Below are 8,969 nucleotides of genomic sequence, written 5' to 3'. Positions count from 1 at the left end.
GATGGCAGCATTGAGCGCCAGCAGGTTGGTCCGTTCTGCGATAGACGTAATCACCCCGACAATGCCGCCAATTTCCTGGGAACGCTGGCCCAAGGTGTTGATCACCGTAGCGGTGCTGTTCAGGGAGGTGGCGATATGTTCCAGGGACGACGACGCCTCTTGCATCGAGGCACGCCCGATGCGGGTCTGCTGGGCATTTTCCTGGGCCAGACGCTCGGTGTTGCCCATGTTGTCGGCGATATTCAGCGAGGTGGCGCTGAATTCCTCCACCGCGCCGGCCATGCTGGTGATCTCGCCGGACTGCTGCTCCATGCCTTCATAGGCACCGCCAGACAAACCGGACAACGCCTGAGCACGGCTGTTGACGTCTTCGGCCGCCTTGCGGATATGCGAAACCATGGTCGACAGCGCTTCGCCCATCTGGTTGAAGCTGCGCGCCAACTGGCCGATTTCATCATGGCTGGAAACGTTGAGACGCGCGCTCAGGTCGCCTGCACCGAGCGCTTCGGCTTGCCGTACCAAGTCACCCAATGGCGCAAGCTTGCTGCGCAACAGCCACACCGTGGCGCCCACAGCCAATAGCATGGCCAGCACGCTACCGATCACCAGGCGCAGGCCGACTTCCCAAGTCACTGCACGAATCTCAGCCTTGGGCATGCTCGCCACCACAGCCCACGGGCCACCCTCGAACGGTACCGAGACGCTGTAGAAGTCTTCGTTTTTGTCGCTCCAGAAGCGGCCTTCACCCGGTTTCTTCGCCAAGTCGAGCATCACTGCAACGGCTTGATCCAAGCCTTGTACACCGGCCGGCGGCACCAACCAGTGCTTCTGTTCATCCAGCAACGAAAGGGAGCCGGTCTGGCCGATACGGAAGCGCTTGAGGTTGTCGAACTGGGCTTTCTGTTCGTCGGTGTAGTCGAAACCGATGAACAACACCGCGATGACTTTTCCGCTGGCGTCACGCACCGGGCTGTATTGGGTCATGTAGGAGCGATCGAACAACACTGCCCGACCGATATAGGTCTGCCCGCTGAATACACGTTGGTAGGCCGGGCCCTGGCGATCCAGCACGGTGCCGATGGCGCGATTGCCATCCTGTTTGGTCAGGGAAGTGCTGATGCGGATAAAGTCATCGCCGCTGCGCACGAATACCGTGGCCACGCCGCCGGACATGTCCTTGAAATCATCCACTTCGCCGAAATTGTTGTTCAGCAACTGGCTGCCCAAGTACAGGCTTGGAGTCTGCACGCCGGCCACGGCGACGGGCTCGTCCGCGCGCACGCTCAAGCCGGCGCCGAAGCGCTTTTCAAACAGCCCGCTCAAACGCTGAGTGCTCTCGCGCAAGGTGCTGTGGAATGTATTGAGCTGGTCGGCGAGCAAGCGCGCCTCGCTGGCCAAGTGTTCTTCGCGGGTAGCGAGATTGGCTGTATCGAGGGAGCGCAGAGCGAAGACGGTACTGCCGCTGATGACGACAGCCAGAATCACGGCCAATGCGAGGCCTAACTGGGAGGCGATCCGAGCGCGAGGTTGAGACATGACAGCTCCTGAGCCGGGGCCAGGATCATCCTGATCTCTTAGCGCTGTTCGGCGAATTATCTAGTGGGAAACGTTGGTGCACGAAGGTTCAACACACCTTACTTCGGCGCGGTTTTGCAATACTTGAGCGATTCACAGGGGTATCGCGCAAACGATTGCACTCCACAAGCCGACGTCTTCATTCAAGGCGTGCCACAGCCGGTAAAACCATCGCTTGCACCTCGCCCTGAAGAAATTCCGCCAAGCGCCGCAAGCGCTCGCCGCCGGGGCGGGTTTTGGGCCACACCAGGTAATAACTTTCCCCACTGGCAACGGCCGTCGGCCAAGGCAGGCTCAAGCGTTTCTGGGCGACGTCCTCGGCCACCATCAGCAGGTCGCCCATGGATACGCCATAACCCCGCGCGGCAGCGATCATGCCCAATTCAAGCGTGTCGAACACCTGCCCACCCTTGAGCGAGACCCGCGACGCCAACCCCATGCGCTCCAGCCAGTAACGCCAGTCGCGCCGGTCCGGTGTCGGGTGCAGCAGTTCAGCCGTTGCCAACCGCGCCACATCCCAAGGGCCGTCTTCCAACAGATTGGGCGCGCCAACCGGAATCAGCATTTCGGCAAACAGGTAACTGGCTTCCCAATCCGCCGGAAAGTGCCCATTACTGAGCAATACCGCGCAATCGAAGGGTTCCTGATTGAAGTCCACTTCATCGATGCTCATCCACGCACTGGTGAGTTGCACCTCATTGCCCGGCTGCAAGGCACGAAAGCGGCTCAACCGCGCCAGCAGCCAGCGCATGGTCAAGGTGGACGGCGCTTTCATGCGCAAGATGTCATCTTCGGCGTTCAGGGTATGGCAGGCCCGCTCCAGGGCGGCGAACCCTTCACGCACGCCGGGCAGCAACAAGCGCGCCGCTTCCGTGAGCTGCAAGGTACGGCCGCTGCGCTGGAACAGCCGGCAGGCGAAATGCTCTTCGAGCGTACGAATATGCCGGCTGACCGCACTTTGAGTAATCGACAACTCCTCCGCCGCGCGGGTGAAGGAGTGGTGACGGGACGCGGCCTCGAATGCCCGCAAGGCATACAGCGGGGGAAGACGACGAGACATTCTGAAAGCTCCGACAGCGCAATTCGCAGACCCTACCAGAATTGATCAAGCATGAGTTTTAATCATGCGAACGATCGTTTTTATCCCTTTGTGCAATGCGCTGAAAGCGCCGAGAATCAGCCCTCTCCACCTTCCTGACATTTTGAGAGCGATGATCATGCAGCATCCGGCACGTACCGAACTCTGGGCCATTCTGCGGCTGTCAGGGCCGTTGATTGCCTCACAGTTGGCGCACATGCTGATGGTGCTGACCGACACCCTGATGATGGCCCGCCTGAGCCCCGAAGCTTTGGCTGGCGGCGGCCTGGGCGCGGCGAGCTATTCGTTCGTGGCGATTTTCTGCATCGGTGTGATTGCTGCGGTGGGCACGTTGGTGGCCATCCGTCACGGCGCGGGCGACATCGACGGCGCCACCCGGCTGACCCAGGCCGGGCTGTGGCTCGCGTGGTTGATGGCCCTGGCGGCGGCGCTACTGTTATGGAACCTGAAACCGGTGCTGCTGATGTTCGGCCAGACCGAGACCAACGTGCAGGCCGCCGGGCAATTTCTCACTCTCCTGCCATTCGCCCTGCCCGGCTACCTCAGCTTCATGGCGCTGCGCGGTTTCACCAGTGCCATCGGCAAAGCCACCCCGGTGATGGTGATCAGCCTGTGCGGCACGGTAGTCAACTACTTGCTCAATCATGCGCTGATCGAAGGCATGTTCGGCCTGCCCAAGCTTGGGTTGATGGGTATCGGCCTGGTAACGGCCATCGTCGCCAATGGCATGGCGTTGGCGCTGATGTGGTACATCCGCAGCAACCGGACCTACGCCGCCTACCCGCTGAGTACCGGCCTGCTGCGCCTCAATACCCAGTACCTGCGCGAACTGTGGCGCCTGGGCCTGCCGATTGGCGGCACCTATGCGGTAGAAGTCGGGCTGTTCGCTTTCGCCGCGCTGTGCATGGGCACCATGGGCAGCACGCAGTTGGCGGCGCACCAGATTGCCCTGCAAATCGTCTCCGTGGCGTTCATGGTGCCGGCGGGGATGTCCTATGCGGTGACCATGCGCATCGGCCAGCATTACGGCGCCGGGCAGTTGTTGAGCGCGCGCATGGCCGGACGGGTCGGTATGGGGTTTGGCGCCATGGTGATGCTGGGGTTTGCCGTGGTGTTCTGGCTGTTTTCCGACCCGCTGATCGGGCTGTTCCTCGACCATGACAACCCGGCATTCCACGAGGTGATCGTGCTCGCCGTCAGCCTGCTGGCCGTTGCGGCCTGGTTCGAGTTGTTCGACGGCGTGCAGACCATTGCCATGGGCTGCATCCGTGGCCTCAAGGACGCCAAGACCACATTCCTGGTGGGGCTCGGTTGCTACTGGCTGATCGGCGCGCCTTCGGCCTGGCTGATGGCGTTCACCCTGGGCTGGGGGCCGACCGGCGTATGGTGGGGATTGGCGCTGGGGTTGGCGTGCGCGGCGGTGAGCCTGACCTGGGCGTTTGAGGCGAAGATGAAGCGGATGATTCGGCGGGAGCCCGAAACCTACAGCACTTTACAGGCTGCCCAGCCGGACTGAAGGATGCACGCGGTCAGTGTGAGCGCTGGCTTGCCTGCGATTGCAGTGTGTCAGTCAAAAATTTGCTGGCTGGCCACCGCTATCGCAGGTAACTCAACTCCCACATTCGATCGGGTTTGCAACTTAACCCAACGACGCCTGCTGCCCCTTTGCGAACATCAGGTATTGCACCAGCTCCGGCAACGGCAACGGCTTGCTGATCAAATAACCCTGGACCTGGTCGCAGCCGAACAAACGCAGCAATGCCAACTGCTCCGAGGTCTCCACGCCTTCGGCCACCACTTCCAGGTTGAGGTTGTGGGCCAGGTTGATCATGGCGTGTACCAGCTTGCGGTTCTCTTCGCGCTCTTCCATGCCACCCACGAAGCTCTTGTCGATCTTCAACAAGGCAATCGGCAGGCTGTTGAGGTGCACGAACGATGAGAAACCGGTGCCGAAGTCATCCAGGGAAAACCGCACGCCGAGGCGGCCGAGGGCGTCCATGGTTTGTTTGACCAGGTCGCTGCGCCGCATCACGGCGGTTTCGGTCAGCTCGAACTCCAGCCATTGCGCTTCCACGCCGCGCTCGGCAATCAGCCGGCTGAGTGTCGAGAGCAATTGGCTGTCCTGGAACTGGCGAAACGACAGGTTGACCGCCATGTGCAACGGCGGCAGGCCGCGTTCGCGCAGGTCCTGCATGTCGCGCAGGGCCCGGGAAATCACCCAATAACCCAACGGTACGATCAGGCCACTCTGCTCGGCCAGGGGCACGAACTCGCTCGGTGGCAACAGGCCACGCTCGCCGTGGCGCCAACGCACCAAGGCTTCCAGGCCAACGATACGCCCGTCGTCCAGGTCCAGGCGTGGCTGGTAATGCAGCTCCAGCTCATCGCGGCGCAAGGCACGGCGCAATTCGCTTTCCAGGTCGGCCAGGCTGCGCGCGTTACGGTTGATGCGTTCGTTGAAGATATGAAAAGTACAGCCCTGGGTGCTTTTGGCCTGCTGCATGGCGATATGGGCGTGCCACATCAACGGGTCGGCACCGGCACGGGCACGGGCATGCGCCACGCCCAGGCTGCAGCCGATCAGCAGGCTCTCGCCATCCACCCAGTAAGGCTCGGCCATCACTTCGGTGATGCGCTCGGCCATCCACTCGGCGCGCTGGGGCGCTCGGCGAGTGTCGATCAGCAGCGCGAACTCATCACTGCCCAGGCGCGCCAACTGATCACCGGCTTCAAGCTGGCTCTTGAGCCGTGAAACCACCTGCAGGATCAAGCGGTCGCCGGCCTGGTGGCCGAGGGCATCGTTGGCGTGACGGAAATTGTCCAGGTCCAGATGACCGAGGGCCAGGCCACGGCCTTCGTTCTCCGCCAGCCGCGCCGCCAGCAGGGTCTGGAAACCCTGGCGGTTGGCGATACCGGTGAGCGGGTCCTGTTCGGCCAGGCGCTGCAACGTGTTCTCCAGCACGCCTCGCTCGCGCACATGGCGCAGGCAGCGGCGCAGGGTATCGGCATCCAGCACAGAATGGATCAGCCAATCGCTGGCACCGAGCGGCGCAACCAGCGGTTCCCGTTCCAGCAACAGTACACACGGCAAGCTGCAACGACCGGGGCCGGGTTGCAGCGTGGGCGTGGTCAACAGCACCGCATCGTGGTCGTCGTCGAACAGACGACTCACCGAGTCCCAGTTGGGCGCACTGATCAGCACCGCCCCATCGCCCATCGGCGCCAGGCACTCGCGCAACAACGCTGCCCACGCCGGCTCATCGGCCAGCAGCAGCAAACGCAAGGGTTCGACAGGCGTAGACAAGCTAGCTCCCTAGACTCTGCAAAAAGATTCGTTGGCGGCGGGCATTATGACGTGCAGCCTGACAATGACAAATGCACGACAAATGCCAGGTGTTATCAAACACCCAAACTGTGAAAAATAGTCGCGATACCCCCGACATCCTGCGGCAAAGTGGCAAAACCGGCAAATTTAGATCGAGCGGTACGTCACACCGTCGTTCTAAGGCAGCAGAATCTTGTCAGCCTGTTAAAATGCCCGCCCTTTTGAACAACGATCCCCCGAACTCTGTATGTCCCGACTCAATCCCCGGCAGCAAGAAGCCGTGAACTACGTCGGCGGCCCTCTATTGGTGCTCGCCGGTGCTGGCTCCGGCAAGACCAGCGTGATTACCCGCAAGATCGCGCACCTGATCCAGAACTGCGGCGTCCGTGCCCAGTACATCGTCGCCATGACCTTTACCAACAAGGCGGCGCGGGAAATGAAAGAGCGCGTCGGCACCCTGCTCAAGGGTGGCGAAGGCCGTGGCCTCACCGTGTGTACCTTCCACAACCTTGGGCTGAACATCATCCGCAAGGAACATGTACGGCTGGGCTACAAGCCGGGTTTCTCGATCTTCGACGAGACCGACGTCAAAGCCCTGATGACCGACATCATGCAAAAGGAATACGCGGGCGACGACGGCGTCGACGAGATCAAGAACATGATCGGCTCGTGGAAGAACGACCTGATCCTGCCCGCCGAAGCGCTGGAAGCTGCGCGCAACCCCAAGGAACAGACCGCCGCCATCGTCTACACCCACTACCAGCGCACGCTCAAGGCGTTCAACGCGGTGGACTTCGACGACCTGATCCTGTTGCCGGTCAAACTGTTCCAGGAACACAAGGACATCCTGGAAAAGTGGCAGAACAAGGTGCGCTACCTGCTGGTGGACGAATACCAGGACACCAACGCCAGCCAATACCTGCTGGTGAAGCTGCTGATCGGCACGCGCAACCAGTTCACCGTGGTAGGCGACGATGACCAGTCGATCTACGCTTGGCGCGGTGCACGCCCGGAAAACCTGATGTTGCTCAAGGACGACTATCCGTCCCTGAAAGTGGTGATGCTTGAGCAGAACTACCGCTCCACCAGCCGTATCCTGCGCTGCGCCAACGTGCTGATCTCCAACAACCCCCACGCGTTTGAAAAACAACTGTGGAGCGAGATGGGCCATGGCGATGAAATCCGCGTGATCCGCTGCCGCAACGAAGACGCCGAAGCCGAGCGCGTGGCCGTGGAGATCCTCAGCCTGCACCTGCGCACCGACCGGCCTTACAGCGACTTTGCGATCCTGTATCGCGGTAACTACCAGGCCAAGCTGATCGAACTGAAATTGCAGCATCACCAGATACCGTATCGCCTGTCGGGCGGCAACAGCTTCTTCGGGCGCCAGGAAGTGAAAGACCTGATGGCCTATTTCCGCCTGATCGTAAACCCGGATGACGACAACGCCTTCCTGCGCGTGATCAACGTCCCACGTCGGGAAATCGGTTCGACGACGCTGGAAAAGCTTGGCAACTACGCCACCGAACGCAAGATTTCGATGTACGCCGCCACCGATGAAATCGGCCTGGGCGAACACCTGGACACGCGCTTCACCGACCGCTTGTCGCGCTTCAAGCGCTTCATGGACAAGGTACGCGAGCAGTGCGCCGGCGAAGACCCGATCAGCGCCCTGCGCAGCATGGTCATGGACATCGATTATGAAAACTGGCTGCGCACCAACAGCTCCAGCGACAAGGCCGCGGACTACCGCATGGGCAACGTCTGGTTCCTGATCGAAGCCCTGAAGAACACCCTTGAAAAAGACGAAGACGGTGAAATGACCGTCGAGGACGCCATCGGCAAGCTGGTGCTGCGCGACATGCTCGAGCGCCAGCAGGAAGAGGAAGACGGCGCCGAGGGCGTGCAGATGATGACCTTGCACGCGTCCAAGGGGCTGGAATTTCCCTACGTGTTCATCATGGGCATGGAAGAAGAGATTCTCCCGCACCGCTCCAGCATCGAAGCCGACACCATCGAGGAAGAACGGCGCCTGGCCTACGTGGGCATTACCCGCGCGCGTCAGACACTGGCCTTCACCTTTGCCGCCAAGCGTAAGCAATACGGCGAAATCATCGATTGTGCCCCCAGCCGGTTCCTGGATGAGCTACCGCCGGATGACCTGGCCTGGGAAGGCAACGACGACACCCCGACCGAGGTGAAGGCCGTTCGCGGCAACAGCGCCTTGGCCGATATACGCGCGATGTTAAAGCGCTAGAATCGACTACTTTTTAATCTACTTTCGGCGCCTGTTGCGCCAACAGAGGAAGCTTTCCGTGGAAGCACTGCACAAGAAAATTCGCGAAGAAGGCATCGTGCTTTCCGATCAGGTACTCAAGGTTGACGCCTTTCTGAACCACCAGATCGATCCGGCGCTGATGAAATTGATCGGCGATGAATTCGCCGCGCTGTTCAAGGATTCGGGCATCACCAAGATCGTCACCATCGAAGCTTCAGGCATCGCGCCGGCGATCATGACCGGGCTGAACCTCGGCGTGCCGGTGATCTTCGCACGCAAGCAACAGTCCCTGACCCTGACTGAAAACCTGCTGTCGGCGACGGTGTATTCCTTCACCAAGAAAACCGAAAGCACCGTGGCGATCTCCCCGCGCCACCTGACCAGCAGCGACCGCGTACTGGTCATCGATGACTTCCTGGCCAACGGCAAGGCTTCCCAGGCGCTGATTTCGATCATCAAGCAAGCGGGTGCGACCGTGGCCGGTTTGGGCATCGTTATCGAGAAGTCGTTTCAGGGCGGTCGTGCCGAACTCGATGCGCAGGGTTATCGGGTTGAATCGCTGGCGCGAGTGAAGTCGCTGAGCGGTGGCGTGGTTACCTTTATCGACTAATCGCGGCCTGAATGCGGTAAAAAAATGTGGGAGCGGGCTTGCTCGCGAATGCGGTGGATCAGTCAACGTGATGTCGACTGAC

6 protein-coding genes are annotated in these 8,969 nt (G+C 60.9%); 3 read left to right on the top strand and 3 right to left on the bottom strand.

The features are described 5' to 3' along the window. Together Q1V60_RS16200 and Q1V60_RS16195 are read right to left on the bottom strand one after the other, a co-directional pair. Window positions 1–1,536: methyl-accepting chemotaxis protein (locus Q1V60_RS16200; protein WP_300632225.1), on the bottom strand; the 1,536-nt coding region annotated here is incomplete at its 3' end. A gap of 178 nt (window positions 1,537–1,714) precedes the next feature. Further along, a complete protein-coding gene (locus tag Q1V60_RS16195; RefSeq protein ID WP_300632223.1) occupies window positions 1,715–2,635 on the bottom strand; it encodes a LysR substrate-binding domain-containing protein in 921 nt (306 codons plus the stop codon). Window positions 2,636–2,786: 151 nt separating this feature from the next. Between Q1V60_RS16195 and Q1V60_RS16190 the strand changes: the two genes are divergently transcribed. Then, complete coding sequence (locus Q1V60_RS16190; protein ID WP_300632220.1) at window positions 2,787–4,190, top strand: NorM family multidrug efflux MATE transporter; 1,404 nt, start codon at window positions 2,787–2,789, stop codon at window positions 4,188–4,190. Between the two features lie 123 nt (window positions 4,191–4,313). On the opposite strand, the gene Q1V60_RS16185 is transcribed toward Q1V60_RS16190, so the two are convergent. Then, window positions 4,314–5,978: a bifunctional diguanylate cyclase/phosphodiesterase gene (locus tag Q1V60_RS16185; RefSeq protein ID WP_300632217.1), complete on the bottom strand. Its 1,665-nt coding sequence runs from the start codon at window positions 5,976–5,978 to the stop codon at window positions 4,314–4,316. Between the two features lie 268 nt (window positions 5,979–6,246). On the opposite strand from Q1V60_RS16185, the gene rep reads away from it, so the two are divergent. After that, the gene (gene rep, locus Q1V60_RS16180; protein WP_300632215.1) at window positions 6,247–8,256 is read left to right on the top strand and encodes a DNA helicase Rep; all 2,010 of its coding nucleotides are present in this window, start codon (window positions 6,247–6,249) and stop codon (window positions 8,254–8,256) included. A gap of 58 nt (window positions 8,257–8,314) precedes the next feature. Next, a complete protein-coding gene (locus Q1V60_RS16175; RefSeq protein WP_300632212.1) occupies window positions 8,315–8,887 on the top strand; it encodes a xanthine phosphoribosyltransferase in 573 nt (190 codons plus the stop codon). The last annotated feature ends 82 nt before the right edge of the window (window positions 8,888–8,969 follow it).

This window comes from Pseudomonas sp. (genome assembly GCF_030147005.1).
In the GTDB taxonomy this organism is placed as follows: Bacteria; Pseudomonadota; Gammaproteobacteria; order Pseudomonadales; family Pseudomonadaceae; genus Aquipseudomonas.
Note: the sequence above shows the minus strand (reverse complement) of the source record. Positions and strands in the feature narration are given on the sequence as shown.